This is a genomic window from Stenotrophomonas sp. 3diitr2024 (assembly GCF_042136455.1).
Lineage (GTDB): Bacteria > Pseudomonadota > Gammaproteobacteria > Xanthomonadales > Xanthomonadaceae > Stenotrophomonas > Stenotrophomonas sepilia.
The window spans coordinates 1-15,912 of record NZ_JBHHMJ010000052.1; the positions used below are offsets into that span (position 1 = coordinate 1).

The following is a 15,912-nucleotide window of genomic DNA, read 5'->3' on the forward strand; positions in this document are numbered from 1 at the left end:
GGACGGGGTGGGGCTGCGGGGGTGTGAGCCGCATGGATGCGGCGACCAAGGCTACATGGACGTACTTGCGCCGCCCCCCGCAGCCCCGCCCCGTCCGACCCAGCCCATGACACTGGCTCTGCCGGCCGTGAGGGGCCCTGCCGTTGGCTGCATATGCCCCACCGCATGACCGAAATGGCGCCACACGTTAAACTCCCGCCGTGAATACTCCCACCTACACCGCCCAGCAACTCGCCGAGCAGTTCGGCCTGCAGGTCCATGGCGATCCCGCTACCGCCATCCATGGCGTGGCTACCCTCGCCCATGCCGGTCCTGGCCAGCTGACCTTCCTTGCCAACCCGCGCTACCGCGCCCAGCTGGCCGACAGCCAGGCCTCGCTGGTGGTGCTGCGTGCCGACGACGCCGAGTCCGCTCCCGGCGCCGCGCTCGTCGCCAAGGACCCGTACACCACCTTCGCCAAGATCGCCGCGCTGTTCGACATCGCGCCGACCCGCCCGCCGGGCATTCACCCCAGCGCGGTGATCGATCCCAGCGCCCAGGTCGCGGCCAGCGCCCATATCGGCCCGTTCGTCTCAGTGGGTGCGCGCAGCGTCGTCGGCGAGAACTGCATCATCGGCACCGGCAGCGTGATCGGCGAGGACTGCAGCCTGGATTCCGGCTGTGAGCTGATCGCACGGGTCACCCTGGTCACCCGGGTCAGGCTGGGCAAGCGCGTGCGCGTGCATCCCGGTGCCGTACTCGGCGCCGATGGCTTCGGCCTGGCGATGGACGCCGGCAAGTGGATCAAGGTGCCGCAGCTCGGCGGCGTCCGCATCGGCGATGACTGCGAGATCGGCGCCAACACCTGCGTCGACCGTGGTGCGCTGGAAGACACCGTGCTGGACGAAGACGTGCGCCTGGACAACCTGGTGCAGATCGCGCACAACGTGCAGATCGGCGCGCACTCGGCCATTGCCGGCTGCACCGGCATCGCCGGCAGCGCCAAGATCGGCCGCTACTGCCTCCTCGGCGGCCACGTTGGCGTGGTCGGCCACCTCGAGATCTGCGACAAGGTCGTGATCACCGGCAAGTCGGTGGTCCGCAACTCCATCCATGAGCCGGGCGAGTATTCGTCCGGCACCCCATTGACCGACAACCGCACGTGGCGCAAGAACGCCGCGCGCTTCAAGCAGCTGGACGCATTGGCTCGCCGCGTTCTGGCTGCTGGCAAGGAGAAAGAATGAACGATTCGCTGCAGCTTCCGATCGACGTCTGCCAGATCCAGGAACTGCTTCCGCACCGCTACCCGTTCCTGCTGGTGGACCGGGTGCTTGAACTCGACGTCGAGGCCAAGCGGATCCTGGCGCAGAAGAACGTCAGCATCAACGAGCCGTTCTTCCAGGGCCACTTCCCGGGCCGCCCGATCATGCCCGGGGTGCTGATCATCGAAGCGCTGGCGCAGGCTGGCGGCGTCATGACCCAGCTCACGCTCGGCCGCGATGCGCAGTCCAAGCTGTTCTACATGGTCAAGGTGGAAAACGCCCGCTTCAACAAGCAGGTCGTGCCCGGTGACGTGCTGATGCTGGACGTGCAGATGAAGCGCCTGATCCGCAACATGGGCTGGTACTACGGCGAAGCCAAGGTCAACGGCGAAGTCGTCGCGTCGGCCGAGGTCATGTGTGCCGGCGCCAAGGGCTGATCCACTGGAGGCAGCAATGACTGACAACGCACCGCGGATCCACCCTACCGCCGTCATCGACCCGGCCGCACGCCTGGCTGACGATGTTCAGGTGGGCGCCTTCACCCTGATCGGCCCCGACGTTGAAATCGGTGCCGGCACGGTGGTGGGCCCCCATTGCAGCATCCACGGCCCGACCCGGATCGGCCGCGACAACCGCTTCGTCGGCCATGCCGCGATCGGTGGCGAGCCGCAGGACAAGAAGTTCGGCGGCGAGCGCACCGAACTGGTGATCGGCGATCGCAACGTGTTCCGCGAGTTCGTCACGCTCAACCGTGGCACCGGCGGCGGCGGCGGCATCACCACCATCGGCAACGACAACTGGATGCTGGCCTACACGCACGTGGCACACGACTGCCATGTCGGCAACTTCTGCGTGTTCTCCAACAACACCACCCTGGCCGGCCATGTGACCGTGGGCGACTACGTGATCATCAGCGGCTTCGCCGGTGCCCACCAGTTCTGCCGCATCGGCGCGCATGCCTTCCTCGGCATGGGCGCGCTGACCAATGGTGACGTACCGCCGTTCACCATGGTCGGCACCGATTCGCTGGGACGCCCGCGTGGCATCAACAGCGAAGGCCTGAAGCGGCGCGGCTTTGACGCTGACCGCATTTCGGCCATCAAGCGTGCGTACCGCACGCTGTACGTCGCGGGCCTGCCGCTGGCAGAGGCCAAGGTGCAGCTGACCGAACAGGCGCGTGACAGCGACGACGTGAAGGCGATGCTGGACTTCATCGAGCACGCCGAGAGGCCCCTGCTGCGATGAGCAGCTCGACCGGCCAGGCGCCGGCCGGCGCCGCGGTGATCCCGCTTGCCTCGATGGCCGGCAGCGTTCCCGCGCAGCGGGTGCTCAGCGAGCGCCCGTTGCGGATCGCGCTGGTTGCCGGTGAAGCCTCCGGCGACCTGCTCGGTGCGGGCCTGGTGCGTGAACTGAAGGCGCGCTTCCCGAATGCCGAGTTCGCCGGTATCGGTGGCGACGCCATGCGCAGCGCCGGCTGCCAGACCTGGCACGATGCCAGCGAGCTGGCGGTGATGGGCCTGACCGAAGTGCTGCGCCACCTGCCGCGCCTGCTCAAGCTGCGCTCGGCGTTCCACCAGCGTGCGCTGGACTGGCAGCCGGACGTGTTCATCGGCATCGACGCCCCCGACTTCAACCTGGGCATCGAGCGCTGGCTGAAGCAGCGTGGCGTGCGCACCGTGCATTACGTCAGCCCGTCGGTCTGGGCCTGGCGCGAAAAGCGCGCCGAGAAAATCGGCAGCAGCGCCGACCTGGTGCTGTGCCTGTTCCCGATGGAGCCGCCGATCTATGCCCGGCACGGCATCGACGCGCGCTTCGTCGGCCACCCGATGGCCGATGACATTCCGCTGCAAGGCAACCGCGAGGAAGCACGCGCCGCGCTCGGCCTGCCGGCCTCGGCCAAGGTGCTGGCGGTGTTGCCGGGCAGCCGCCTCGGCGAGATCTCGCGCCTGGGCGAACCGTTCTTCGAAGCCGCCTGGCAGGTCTCCGAACGCATTCCGGGCCTGCATGTGGTGGTGCCTGCCGCCAACCCGGCCTGCAGGCAGCTGATCGAAGAACAGCTGTCGCGCTCGGCGCTGCCGGTGGCCTACTCGCACGTGCTTGACGGCCAGGCGCGCAACGCGATGATCGCCGCCGACGTGGTGGTGCTGGCCTCCGGCACCGCGACCCTGGAAGCCATGCTGGTGAAGCGGCCGATGGTGGTCGGTTACCGCGTCAACGAACTGACCTATCGACTGGTCAAGGCGCTTGGCCTGATCAAAGTCGACCGCTTCGCCCTGCCCAACATCCTGGCCGGCCAGGACCTGGCACCGGAGCTGATGCAGCACGACTGCACGCCGGACAGGCTGGCCGCGGCCATCCAGCAGTGGTTCGACCACCCGCAGCGGGTGATCGACCTGCAGGACACTTATGTGCGCCTGCACGAGCGACTGCGACGCAACGCCTCGGCGCGTGCCGCCGATGCCGTCGGCGAGCTGCTGATGCGCGACCAGGCGCAGGCATGAGCCGCCGCCACGCCGCAGCAGCAAGCCTGGCCCTGTTCGACGGTACGGCAGTGGTCGAGCCGGAGCGCCTGGTCGCCGGTGTCGACGAGGCCGGGCGTGGCCCGCTGGCCGGGCCGGTGGCGGTGGCGGCGGTGGTATTCGATCCGTCACGGCCACGGATCAACGGCCTGGATGATTCCAAGCAGTTGACCGCTGCCCGCCGCGAGCAGCTGCATGACCGCATCGTCGAGCGCGCCCTGGCCTGGCATGTGGTGCTGGTGGACGTGGACACCATCGACCGCCTGAACATCTACCAGGCCACCCTGCAGGGCATGCGTGACGTCGTTGCAGCGGTCGCCCACGTGGCCGGCTTCGCCCGCATCGACGGCAACGTGGTACCCAAGGGCCTGGTACTGCCGGCGCAGGCGCTGGTCGGCGGCGATGGCATCGACCGCGCGATCATGGCCGCCTCGATCCTGGCCAAGGTCTCGCGCGATCGCTACATGCAGGACGTGCACGCCCGCCACCCCCAGTATGGGTTCGAGCAGCACAAGGGCTATGGCACTCCGGCCCACCTGGCCGCCCTGCGCGAGCACGGCCCCTGCGTGGAGCACCGGCGCAGCTTCGCCCCGGTGCGCGAGTGCCTGGAAGCGCCGGCTGTCGCGGCCATCGCCTGAGCCTGCTCGGCGCTACAGGAGGCGGCCTCCCGCACGCCTGAATCCGGCGCCACGCCGTGCCCCTGTCAAGCCTTGTGGCAACCCCCTGCCCTCGCTACCCTGACCGGGCATTCCAGCGCTTCCCGACCCCGGCGACGAACCTCCGTCAGCACCCGGGGCCCGCGCGCTCCAACCTGGTCCGGCATGTCCAACTCCCGCTTCGTACATCTCCACGTCCACACCGAGTTCTCGCTGGCGGACTCGACCATCCGCGTGCCGGCCAAGCCGGACCAGGCGGACCCGAAGAAGGCCAAGCAGGCCAACCTGCTGTCGCGCTCGGTCGAGCTCGGCCTGCCTGCGCTGGCGGTGACCGATCTCAACAACCTGTTCGCCCTGGTCAAGTTCTACAAGGCCGCCGAAGGCGTGGGCATCAAGCCGATCGCCGGTGCCGACGTGCTGATCGCCGAGGAAGGCCAGGACCCGTGGCGGATGACCCTGCTGTGCCGCGACCGCGAGGGCTACCTGAGCCTGTCACGGCTGCTGACCCGCGCCTGGATGGAGGGCCATCGCCCGGAAGGCGGCGTGGCCATCCACCCGGACTGGCTGAAGGCCGGCAATGCCAACCTGTTCGCGCTGGCCGGCCGGCAGAGCCTGGCCGGGCGCCTGGCACTGGACGGCAAGCATGAACTGGCCGAGCAGCAGCTGGCCGACTGGCAGCGCGTGTTCGGCGATGGCCTGCACCTGGAGCTGACCCGTACCGGCCGCGAGGGCGAGGAAAGCTTCAACCAGTTCGCGCTGATGGCTGCCGGCCAGCGCGGCCTGCCGGTGGTCGCCAGCAATGACGTGCGCTTCCTGTCGCCGTCGGATTTCAGCGCGCACGAAGCGCGCGTGTGCATTTCCACCGGCCGCGTGCTGGACGATCCCAAGCGTCCGCGCGAGTACAGCGACCAGCAGTACCTGAAGTCGGCCGAGGAGATGTGCGCGCTGTTCGCCGACATCCCCGATGCGATCGACAACACGCTGGCGCTGGCCGAGCGCTGCAACATCGAGATGCGGCTGGGCACCTACTTCCTGCCCAACTACCCGGTGCCCGACGACGAGACCCTGGACACCTGGATCCAGAAGATGTCGCGCGACGGCCTGGAAGAGCGCCTGGAGAAGAATCCGCTGGCGCCGGGCAAGACCCGTGAGGAGTACTTCGAGCGCCTGGAGTTCGAGCTCAACACCATCATCAAGATGGGCTTCCCCGGCTACTTCCTGATCGTGGCCGACTTCATCCAGTGGGGCAAGAACCAGGGCATCCCGATCGGTCCCGGCCGCGGCTCGGGTGCCGGCTCGCTGGTGGCCTGGGCGCTGAAGATCACCGATCTGGACCCGCTGCCGTACAACCTGCTGTTCGAGCGATTCCTGAACCCGGAACGCGTGTCGATGCCCGACTTCGACATCGACTTCTGCATGGACCGCCGCGACGAGGTGATCGACTACGTCGCGCGCAAGTACGGGCGCGAGCGCGTCAGCCAGATCATCACCTACGGCACCATGGCCGCCAAGGCGGTGGTGCGCGACTCCGGCCGCGTGCTCGGCTTCCCGTATGGCCTGGTCGACGGTGTTTCCAAGCTGATCCCGAACATCCTGGGCATCCACCTGAAGGATGCGCTGGGCAAGGGCAAGGAAGGCCCGAGCTCGGAAATGGCCTCGGCCGAACTGATCCAGCGCTATGAAACCGAGGACGATGTCCGCGACCTGATCGATCTGGCGCTGCAGCTGGAAGACCTGACCCGCAACGCCGGCAAGCACGCCGGTGGCGTGGTGATCGGGCCCGAGCCGCTGAGCGAGTTCTGCCCGCTGTACGCCGAACACGACGAAAATGGGCTCGGCAAGAATCCGGTCACCCAGTTCGACAAGAACGACGTGGAAGAAGTGGGCCTGGTGAAGTTCGACTTCCTCGGCCTGCGCACGCTGACCATCATCGACTGGGCAGTGAAGGCGATCAACAAGCGCCACGAACGCGCGGGCATTCCGCCGGTCGACATTGCCGCGATCCCGCTCGACGATGCGCCCACCTACAAGGACATCTTCGCCAACGGCAACACCGGCGCGGTGTTCCAGTTCGAATCCTCGGGCATGCGCCGCCTGCTGAAGGACGCGCGCCCCGACCGCTTCGAAGACCTGATCGCGCTGGTGTCGCTGTATCGCCCCGGCCCGATGGACCTGATTCCCTCCTTCAACGCGCGCAAGCACGGCCAGGAAGAGATCATCTATCCCGATCCGCGCACCGAAGCGATTCTGAAGGACACCTACGGCATCATGGTGTACCAGGAGCAGGTGATGCAGATGGCGCAGATCGTCGGCGGCTACTCGCTGGGCGGCGCTGACCTGCTGCGACGCGCGATGGGCAAGAAGGTGCCGGCGGAAATGGCCAAGCACCGCGAGATCTTCCGCGAAGGTGCAGCCAAGGGCGGCGTCGATGGCCCCAAGGCCGACGAAATCTTCGACCTGATGGAGAAGTTCGCCGGCTATGGCTTCAACAAGTCGCACGCCGCTGCATACGCACTGGTCAGCTACCAGACCGCCTGGCTGAAGCGCCATTACCCGGCCGAGTTCATGGCGGCCACGCTGTCTTCGGACCTGGACAACACCGACAAGGTGGTCGGCTTCCTCGACGAGGTGCGCAACCTCGGCCTGACCGTGCTGCCGCCGAAGGTGAACCAGTCGGCCTTCATGTTCGAAGCGGTCACACCGGACACGATCCAGTACGGTCTGGGCGCGATCAAGGGCGTCGGCCAGGGCGCCTGCGAAGCGGTGGTCGAGGAACGACTGAAGGGCGGACCGTTCAAGGATCTGCTGGACTTCTGCACCCGTGTCGGCTCGGCCAAGCTCAACCGGCGCACGCTGGAAGCGATGATCAACTGTGGCGCGCTCGATGAACTCGGCCGCAACCGTGCCTCGCTGATGCTGCAGCTGCCGGAAGTGATCAAGGCCACCGACCAGATGGCACGCGAGCGTGCGTCCGGGCAGAATTCGCTGTTTGGCGGGCCCGATCCGAGCACCGTTTCGATCCAGCTGGACCTGCCGGAAGCCGAAGAATGGCCGCTGCTTCAGCGCCTCAACGGCGAGCGCGACACGCTGGGCTTCTACCTCAGCGGCCACCCGTTCGATCCCTGGCGCGACGATGTGCGCGATCTGGTAGGCAACGACCTGGGTTCGGTGGAGAAAATCTGGAGCGCCAACAGCGGCGGCGGCGGTGGCGGCGAGAAGCGCTGGCGCCCGGAAGTGCAGACCGTGCTGGCCGGCCAGGTGGTCGGCGTGCGCCGCAAGGGCGAAAGCCAGATCTTCATCCAGCTGGAGGACGGTCGCGGCCGGGTGGAGTGCAGCGCGTTCTCCGATGCGATGGCCGAGTTCGGCCACCTGATGACCAAGGACCGCATCCTGGTGGTCAAGGGCGGCCTGCGTGAGGACGAATTCAACGGCGGCTTCGCGTTGCGCATCCGCCAGTGCTGGGACTTCGACGAAGTGTGCGCCAACTACGCCACGCGGCTGTCGCTGCGCCTGGACCTGCGCCAGCAGCGCCCGGTCTGGGAGCGCATCAATGCCCTGCTCGACCGCCATCGCCCGGGGCGCACGCCGCTGCGCCTGGACCTGCTGCTGAAGGGCCCGCACGGCGGTGTCGCCGGCATGCTGGATGTCTCCGGGCAGAGCGCAGTGCGCATCGATTCCAAGCTGATGGAGGCGCTGCGCGCCGACCCGGCCGTACGCACGCTGAAGGTGCGCTACAGCCCGCCGTGGGCCAGCTGAGGCTGGCTGCTTCGTGTTCCTGTTTTCCCGTTCCAGTCATCAAGGACGATTGCCGATGAAGACCCTGCTGTTCCCGTTCGTTGCCGCACTGGCGCTGGCCGCCTGCTCGCCGTCGAAGATCGAGTTCCAGATCGACAATCCGACCGACACGCCGCTGGCGCTGAGCATCGATGGCAAGGACCTGCCGGTCGCCGCGCACGGCTCGCGCCCAGTTTCGCTGGCCGTGGGCGAGCATCGCCTGCACACCGACACGCTCGGCGATGTGCGCTTCATCGTCTACGTCGATGGCCGCGGCGGCCTGATCAACCCGACCCTGAGCGAGTACGTGATCGCACGCGAGGTTTATGTCACCGACGAGAGCAAGCTGAAGAACTTCGGCACCGGCAAGGCCGGCATCGAGCTGGGCGGCGTCGACTTCGAGGGCCCGTTCGAGAAGACCCACGAACTGTTCATCGACAAGACCTGGACCTACGGCGTGCGCGAACCCTTCCCGAAGGAAAAGGTGGTCGCCCACGTCGATTCCAGTGGTGGCCAGATCGTCGCCAAGGTGTTCACGGCACCGGATTTCATCGCCTACGTCGAAGAAGGCATGGGCGAACCCGGTGCATTCAAGCGCGAACAGCCGGCCGGCTACGTGGCCCCGGCATACAGCCTTGAACCGGCACCGGCCAGCCTGCCGGCGCTGGCACCGGCCTTCGAGGCGCATGCCGCGCCGCTTCGCGAGGTCTACGCGCGATGGCTGAAGGCCACCACCGCCGATGAACAGAAGGCCCTGCGCAAGCAGGACTTCGCTGCGCAGATGGCCTTCACCTCGGCCACTGCCACCCTGGGCAGCGGCCTGGGCCGGGAGGCCAACGAGGCCTACAACGACTTCGTTTCCCAGCGCAGCCAGTTGATGGGCCGCAGTGCCCTGGTGGTGCCCTGAGCTGACTGGCGCCGCCTGCCCGGCTGCGCTACCGTCGCCTTCCAGACGAAGGCGTACGGGTGGTTTGCACGCATTCGGCTAGAATTGCCCCCTTCTTTACACGACGGCTTCCGATGAATCCGAACTACCTCGACTTCGAGCAACCCATCGCCGACCTGGAAGCCAAGATCCAGGAACTGCGCAACGCCAGTGCCGGGCCGGCGGTCAATGTCGAGGCGGAAGTGCACGCGCTGCAGGACAAGCTGCGCATGCGCACCGCGCAGATCTTCCGCAACCTGACCTCGTGGCAGGTGCTGCAGCTGGCCCGGCACCCGTCGCGTCCGTACACCGCCGACTACATCCGCGTCATGTTCGATGAGTTCCAGGAGCTGGCCGGTGACCGCGCCTTCGCCGACGACAAGGCGATCATGGGCGGCCTGGCCCGCATCAATGGCCGCGCGGTAATGGTGATCGGCCACCAGAAGGGTCGCGACACCAAGGAAAAGATCAAGCGCAACTTCGGCATGCCCAAGCCGGAGGGCTACCGCAAGGCGCTGCGCCTGATGAAGATGGCCGAGCGCTTCGGCCTGCCGGTGCTGACCCTGATCGACACCGCCGGTGCCTGGCCGGGTATCGACGCCGAATCGCGCGGCCAGTCCGAAGCGATCGCGCGCAACCTGATCGAGATGGCCGAGCTGAAGGTGCCGATCATCTGCACCGTGATCGGTGAAGGCGGCTCCGGCGGCGCGCTGGCGCTGGGCGTGGGCGACCGCACCGTGATGCTGGAATACGCGGTGTACTCGACCATCACCCCGGAAGGCTGCGCCTCGATCCTGTGGAAGGACGCCGGCAAGGCCAAGGAAGCCGCCGAGCAGCTGGGCCTGACCGCGCCGCGCCTGAAGAGCCTGGGCCTGGTCGACAAGGTCGTGCGCGAGCCCACCGGCGGCGCCCACCGCAATCCGACCCAGATGGCCAAGCGCCTGAAGGCCGTGCTGCTGAACGAACTGGACGCGCTGGACAAGCTGTCCACCGAACAGCTGCTGGAGCAGCGCTACACCCGCCTGCGCAGCTACGGCACGTACGAAGCGGCCTGATTCATCGGCTTGTTACTTTCTTGCTCGTGCAAGAAAGTAACCAAAGAACACGCCGCCGAACGCGAGCCGGTGCTATGCACCGGTTCCCTGCGCTTCTCGGTGAATCAGGGGACGGCGCCGAACTCGCTGCGCTCAGACATCGGCGCCTCTTCGCCCCTGTTTCACCTGCGATGCTCGGCTCGCTCATGGCGGACCTGAACATCAAAAGCCACAGCTGCACCCAGTAGATCCACGCCATGCGTGGATGCATCTGTGCGATGCGCTGCGCGCCCCGTTCAGAACGGCTTGGCCAGCACCAGCCACACGATCGGAATGAACGCCAGCAGCGGGATCTCGTTGATCCAGCGCAGCGCGCGCGACGACGGCAGCGCCCTGCCCTTGGCCACGCCCTTCAACAGACGGCCGATCCAGCTGAAATACACCAGCAGCACCACCACCAGGCCCAGCTTGGCGTGCAGCCAGCCAGCGCCGCCCGGCGCGACCATGGTCGGGAAATCCGGGATGACCTTGTAGCCCAGCCACAGCACCAGGCCCAGCACAAAGGCCAGGCCGAACATCGAGTGGCCGAAACGGTACAGGCGCAGGCCCATCAGCTGCAGGCGCTCGGTCACCGCCGGCTGGCCTGCGGTCTCGGCCAGGTTGACCAGGATGCGCGGCAGGTAGAACACCGTGGCCATCCACGCCACCACGAACACGATGTGGAAGGTCTTGACCCAGTAGTAGCTCTGCATGCGCTCGCTCCGGCGGCTGGCGTAGATGGGCGCCTATTGTCGCAGTAGAGCCACCTCATGGGTGGCTGCCGCGTCCAATCGCCGCATCAGGACAGCCATGCGTGGCGTGGCTCTACTGCGGGTCCGCCACACCCGGGGGCGCAACGCCGTACGATAGGCGCCGTTTCCCCCGACCGCGCACCGCCCCATGGACAAGACCTACGACGCCGCCTACTTCCAACGCTGGTACCGCCGCGCCGACATCGGCGGCAGCGCCCGCCTGGCGCGCAAGGTCGCGTTGGCCGTGGCCAGTGCCGAGTACTACCTGGAACGACCGATCCGCAGTGTGCTGGACATCGGCTGCGGCGAAGGCGCCTGGCGCGCACCGCTGCTGAAGCTGCGTCCGAAGGTCGAATACCTGGGCTTCGACAGCAGCGAGTACGCTGTGCGCCGCTACGGCCGCACCCGCAACCTGCACCTGGCCAGCTTCGGCGACTTCGCCTGGCTGCGGCCCTGCGCCCCGGTCGACCTGCTGGTGTGTTCGGACGTGATGCACTACGTGCCCGACCGCGAGCTGCGCGCCGGCCTGGCCGGCGTGGCCGAGCTGACCGGCGGTGTGGCCTTCCTGGAGACCTTCGCCGCCGAGGACGCGTTCGAAGGCGACCACGACGGCTTCCAGGCCCGCCCAGCACGCTGGTATCGGCGGACGCTGGCCCGGCACGGCCTGCAGCCGGTAGGGTCGCACTGCTGGCTGGGCCCCGCCCTGGCAGGCGATGCCGCCGCGCTGGAACGGATGTGAATCCGGATTCATTATTTTCAGCCAACTTAACCTGCGGGACACCCGGATGGGATATGCTGCGCGGCAACATATGACCATACATATTCGGTCGTCATGCTCTATCAACTGCACGAACTGACCCGCAACCTGCTCGCCCCCTGGGTGCACCAGGCCCAGGCCAACGCCAAATTCTTCGCCAACCCGGGCCACTGGTGGTCGCAGATGCCCGGCGCTGATCGCCTGGCGGCGGTCAATGAGCTGTTCCACCGCATCGGCAAGGATTACGAGAAGCCCGAGTGGGGCATCAACGAAATCGAGGTCGACGGCGAGCGCGTGCCGATCGTCGTGCACGAGGAAGTGAGCAAGCCGTTCTGCAAGCTGCTGCGCTTCAAGCGCCACAGCAATGAAGCCGACCAGCTGCACACCATGCTCAACCAGCCGTTCGTGCTGGTGGTGGCACCGCTGTCCGGGCACCACGCCACGCTGCTGCGCGATACGGTGCGCACGCTGCTGCGCGACCACCGTGTGTACGTCACCGACTGGGTGGACGCGCGCATGGTGCCGGCCAACGAAGGCGAGTTCGGCCTGGACGACTACATCGCCTACATCCAGGAGTTCATCCGCCATCTGGGCGTCGAACGCCTGCACGTGGTCAGCGTGTGCCAGCCGACGGTACCGGTGCTGGCCGCGGTTTCACTGATGGCCAGCCGTGGCGAGCCGACTCCGCGCACCCTGGTGATGATGGGCGGCCCGATCGATGCGCGCTGCAGCCCGACCGCGGTGAACAACCTGGCCACGCAGAACCCGCTGTCGTGGTTCGAGAACAACGTCATCCACACCGTGCCGGCCAGCTATCCCGGCGCCGGCCGCCGCGTGTATCCGGGCTTCCTGCAGCACGCCGGCTTCCTGTCGATGAACCCCAGCCGCCACTTCAGTTCGCACTGGGATTTCTACACCGACCTGGTCAAGGGCGACCTGGAAGACGCCGACGCGCACCGTCGCTTCTACGACGAGTACAACGCGGTGCTGGACATGCCGGCCAAGTACTACCTGGATACCATCCGCGTGGTGTTCCAGGACTTCCTGCTGCCGCGTGGCGAGTGGGTGGTCAACGGCGAGAAGGTCGACCCGTCGGCGATCCGCGATACCGCGCTGCTGAGCATCGAGGGCGAACTGGACGATATCGCCGGCCTTGGCCAGACCGAAGCAGCGCAGGCGCTGTGCACCGGCATTGCTACTGACCGCCGCGAGCATTTCATCGTCGAAGGCGCCGGCCACTACGGCATCTTCAGCGGCCGTCGCTGGCGCGAGGTGGTGTATCCGAAGGTGCGCGACTTCTTCGCCGCGCATGCCGAAGCACCTGCGGCGAAGGCCACGAAGAAGAAGAGCAACGTCACTCCGTTGCGGCGAAAGGCGGGGTAACTCCCCGCCGTGGGGTCGGATCCCTTTCCAACGGAAAGGGCTCTGACCCAGCATGATGGGATCCGGGGTCAGAGCCCTGTTCTCCGAACAGGGATCCGACCCCTGACCATTACAACCGCACCAGCAGGTTCTTGGCGATCAGCCCGTGCAGCTTGCCGATGCCGCGTGCCAGGTGCATCGTCAGCAGCAGCAGCAGCGCGCCCGCCGCGGCAACCGCGATCGCCACCAGCGGCGAGGCCGCCATCGGCAGTACATTCACGTCGTTGATGTACACACCCGGGATGTCGCCACTGAAGATCGCCGCAACCGGCGCCCAGATCAGGCTCAGCGACAGCGACAGCAGCGTCACCGCGATGGTGAAGTAGATCACGCCCAGCGGCAGCATCAGCACGAAGTACAGCAGGGTCAGCCAGGTACGGCCATCGGTGAACATGTCGCCGATGCGCTGCAGCCACGTGCGGCTGCGGTCGGTGTAGCGCGGACGGCGCGGCATGCGCTCGCCCAGCAATGCTTCCACCAGCCGCCCTTCCAGCAGCGCCAGCCCGCGCACCGAGCCGAAGAACAGCACGGTCAGCGGAATGCCGACGATCAGGATCAACAGGCCGAGCGAGAGCGACAGGCCGGTCACCACCCAGGTGAAGAAGAAAATGCCGGTGGCCAGCGACAGCAGCATGTAGAACAGCGCGCCATAGGTATGCGGATCGGCCACCACGCCGAAGAAGCGCGCCAGCAGCGAGCGTTGCACCGGCGCCGGCGGCGGTGAGGCCGGCTCGACGCCACTGGCTTCCGCCGCCGCACGCAGCACCGGCGCGGTATCCGCACGCGGCGTGCGCAGCGCGCGGTTCACTGTCACTTCGGTCTCGCGGTAGATGTCGGCCACTTCGTCCGGCGCGCCATAGCTGCCGGCAACGTCGGCGATCACCTCGGCCTCGCTGCGGCCGGGCTGCGCGGCCAGCTCCGAGCGCAGGTATTCCTCGGCGTCGTACAACGCGTCCTGCACCATCGCCGGATCGGCACCTTCCAGCGCAGCGCGCAGCTGCGCCAGGTACTGCGGAATGGTGGTCGGCAGGGCGCGGCCTGCCAGGCTCGGGTCGTTCATTGCGGTACCCCCTCCAACACGGAATCGACGGAATCACGGGTGGCCTGCCACGCCTGGCGCCACTGCGCCAGCACCTCGCGGCCACGTTCATTGATGCGGTAGTAGCGCCGGGGCGGACCACTGCTGGATGGCTCCACATGGCTTTCCAGCAGCCCGGCGCCCTCCAGGTTGCGCAGCACCGGGTACAGCGCGCTCTGCTTGCCGCTCAGCACGCCCTCGCCCACCCGCTCCAGCTCCTTGGCAATGAGATAGCCGTACAGCGGCTCCCCGGCCCGGGCCAGCACCGCCAGCAGGGCCAGCGACACCGTTCCGGCGCTGAGCTCCTTCTGGAACTTCTTCAGGTGGACATCGTCCTCGGACATGGCCGGTCCTCCACTACGTTGAAGTCCACAGTAGTGCGAAGTTCGGTATAGCGAATGTGTCGTTAGTCACTCTGCCGGTTGGCGTGACCGAATTGCTCGCGCAGAATCGAAGCCTCGTTCATGTTCCGGGGTTCCCATGCCGCACCGCCGTCGCCTTGCCCTGACCGCCCTCGCCCTCGCCTGCCTGCTGCCCGCCATGGCCAGCGCGGCCTCGCCTTACCGCAGCCCGCAGCAGATCTTGGACGCCTCGCCGGCCAGCGACTGGCGCACGCCGGACCCGGCCAACCTGCTGTACATGGACCTGCCGGCCGGGCGCGTGATCATCGAGCTGGCGCCGCAGTTCGCCCCGCGCCATGTCGCCAACATCCAGACCTTCGCCCACGAGCACTTCTGGGACGGCACCAGCATCTACCGCTCTCAGGACAACTTCGTGGTGCAGTTCGGCGATGCCGACGCCGATGACGCGGCCAAGGCCAAGCCGTTCGGCAGCGCCGCGCGCAAGCTGCCGGCCGAGTTCGAGCGCGCCAGCGCCGGCCTGAAGGTCAGCGTGCTGCCGGACCGCGATGGCTGGGCCGCGCAGACCGGTTTCGTCGACGGCTTCCCGGTCGGCCAGGACCCGCAAGCCGGCAAGGCCTGGCTGGCGCACTGCTACGGGATGCTCGGCGCCGGCCGCAGCAACGAGGAAGACAGCAGCATCGGCGCCGAACTGTACGTAGTGACCGGCCAGTCACCGCGCCAGCTCGACCGCAACATCACCCTGGTCGGCCGCGTGCTGAAGGGCATGGAACTGCTCAGCGCGACCCCGCGCGGACCGGCGCCGATGGGCTTCTACACCGACCCGAAGCTGCGCACGCCGATCGTGTCGATCCGCCGTGCCAGCGACGTGCCGGCGGCCGAGCGCACGCCGATCCAGGTACTGCGCACCGATTCGAAGACCTTCGCCGATACGGTGGAGGCGCGGCGCAACCGCGTGGATGATTTCTACAAGCGCCCGGCGGGGCATATCGATCTCTGCAATATTCCGGTGCCGGTGCGGTAGGAGCCTGGCTTGCTGCGCGTTGCGCGTGCTGAAGGTACGTCACTGTTCATGGGCGTTACTTTTCTTTGTACGCAAAGAAAAGTAACCAAAAGAAACGTTCCGCCGGTCGCGAGCCGGCGCTGCGCGCCGGTACCCTGCGCTCCTCGGCCCGTCGAGGGACGGCGCGGGAACTCGCTGCGCTCAGACACCCGCGCCTCTTCGCCCTCGCCGGACCTGCGGTGCTCGGCTCGCTCAAGGCGGATCCAAGATCAAAGGCAGAAGCGGTCGCTTCGCTCGCCGGGCCCGGCACTACCAAGCATCGTCGTGCAGCTGTGGCTCTTGACCTTGGGTCC

Annotated in this window: 14 protein-coding genes; 11 read left to right on the top strand and 3 right to left on the bottom strand. The window is 67.2% G+C overall.

Features of this window, described 5'->3' with window-relative positions; all coding sequences use genetic code 11:
• Nucleotides 1-200 precede the first annotated feature (200 nt).
• The 8 genes from lpxD (at nt 201) to ABGA94_RS01085 (ending at nt 10,170) form a co-directional block, all read left to right on the top strand.
• Nucleotides 201-1,223, top strand: a complete 1,023-nt coding sequence (gene lpxD, locus ABGA94_RS01050) for a UDP-3-O-(3-hydroxymyristoyl)glucosamine N-acyltransferase (protein ID WP_065177436.1) — start codon at nt 201-203, stop codon at nt 1,221-1,223.
• Nucleotides 1,220-1,678 (top strand): 3-hydroxyacyl-ACP dehydratase FabZ, encoded by a 459-nt coding sequence (fabZ, locus tag ABGA94_RS01055; protein WP_005415845.1) that lies wholly within the window; start codon nt 1,220-1,222, stop codon nt 1,676-1,678. The genes lpxD and fabZ overlap by 4 nt, the downstream gene beginning before the upstream one ends.
• Before the next feature lie 16 nt (nt 1,679-1,694).
• A complete protein-coding gene (gene lpxA / locus ABGA94_RS01060; protein ID WP_005415844.1) occupies nt 1,695-2,486 on the top strand; it encodes an acyl-ACP--UDP-N-acetylglucosamine O-acyltransferase in 792 nt (263 codons plus the stop codon).
• Between the two features lie 53 nt (nt 2,487-2,539).
• On the top strand, nt 2,540-3,742 hold the full coding sequence (gene lpxB / locus ABGA94_RS01065; protein WP_375366127.1) for a lipid-A-disaccharide synthase: 1,203 nt from the start codon (nt 2,540-2,542) through the stop codon (nt 3,740-3,742).
• The gene (locus tag ABGA94_RS01070; protein WP_005415842.1) at nt 3,739-4,398 is read left to right on the top strand and encodes a ribonuclease HII; all 660 of its coding nucleotides are present in this window, start codon (nt 3,739-3,741) and stop codon (nt 4,396-4,398) included. Before lpxB ends, ABGA94_RS01070 begins: the two co-directional genes overlap by 4 nt.
• Before the next feature lie 183 nt (nt 4,399-4,581).
• Nucleotides 4,582-8,172: a DNA polymerase III subunit alpha gene (gene dnaE, locus ABGA94_RS01075; protein WP_111201421.1), complete on the top strand. Its 3,591-nt coding sequence runs from the start codon at nt 4,582-4,584 to the stop codon at nt 8,170-8,172.
• A 55-nt stretch (nt 8,173-8,227) separates the two neighbouring features.
• Complete coding sequence (locus ABGA94_RS01080; protein WP_375366122.1) at nt 8,228-9,097, top strand: hypothetical protein; 870 nt, start codon at nt 8,228-8,230, stop codon at nt 9,095-9,097.
• A 113-nt stretch (nt 9,098-9,210) separates the two neighbouring features.
• On the top strand, nt 9,211-10,170 hold the full coding sequence (locus tag ABGA94_RS01085; RefSeq protein WP_019659134.1) for an acetyl-CoA carboxylase carboxyltransferase subunit alpha: 960 nt from the start codon (nt 9,211-9,213) through the stop codon (nt 10,168-10,170).
• A 275-nt stretch (nt 10,171-10,445) separates the two neighbouring features.
• Here the strand turns inward: ABGA94_RS01085 and ABGA94_RS01090 are convergent, their stop codons facing one another.
• Complete coding sequence (locus ABGA94_RS01090) at nt 10,446-10,901, bottom strand: CopD family protein (RefSeq protein WP_053497082.1); 456 nt, start codon at nt 10,899-10,901, stop codon at nt 10,446-10,448.
• 187 nt (nt 10,902-11,088) lie between these two features.
• Here ABGA94_RS01090 and ABGA94_RS01095 point away from each other — a divergent pair, with 187 nt between their 5' ends.
• Together ABGA94_RS01095 and ABGA94_RS01100 are read left to right on the top strand one after the other, a co-directional pair.
• The gene (locus tag ABGA94_RS01095; RefSeq protein WP_005415837.1) at nt 11,089-11,679 is read left to right on the top strand and encodes a class I SAM-dependent methyltransferase; all 591 of its coding nucleotides are present in this window, start codon (nt 11,089-11,091) and stop codon (nt 11,677-11,679) included.
• Nucleotides 11,680-11,772: 93 nt separating this feature from the next.
• Nucleotides 11,773-13,080, top strand: a complete 1,308-nt coding sequence (locus ABGA94_RS01100) for a polyhydroxyalkanoate depolymerase (RefSeq protein WP_053497077.1) — start codon at nt 11,773-11,775, stop codon at nt 13,078-13,080.
• A 109-nt stretch (nt 13,081-13,189) separates the two neighbouring features.
• Here ABGA94_RS01100 and ABGA94_RS01105 read toward each other — a convergent pair whose 3' ends face one another.
• Together ABGA94_RS01105 and ABGA94_RS01110 are read right to left on the bottom strand one after the other, a co-directional pair.
• Nucleotides 13,190-14,179 (bottom strand): sensor domain-containing protein, encoded by a 990-nt coding sequence (locus ABGA94_RS01105; protein WP_069137999.1) that lies wholly within the window; start codon nt 14,177-14,179, stop codon nt 13,190-13,192.
• A complete protein-coding gene (locus ABGA94_RS01110; protein WP_004150914.1) occupies nt 14,176-14,541 on the bottom strand; it encodes a PadR family transcriptional regulator in 366 nt (121 codons plus the stop codon). The genes ABGA94_RS01105 and ABGA94_RS01110 overlap by 4 nt, the downstream gene beginning before the upstream one ends.
• A gap of 136 nt (nt 14,542-14,677) precedes the next feature.
• Between ABGA94_RS01110 and ABGA94_RS01115 the strand changes: the two genes are divergently transcribed.
• Nucleotides 14,678-15,580 carry a peptidylprolyl isomerase gene (locus ABGA94_RS01115; protein ID WP_188238877.1) on the top strand — a complete coding sequence of 301 codons (903 nt, stop codon included), beginning with the start codon at nt 14,678-14,680 and terminating at the stop codon, nt 15,578-15,580.
• Nucleotides 15,581-15,912 lie beyond the last annotated feature (332 nt).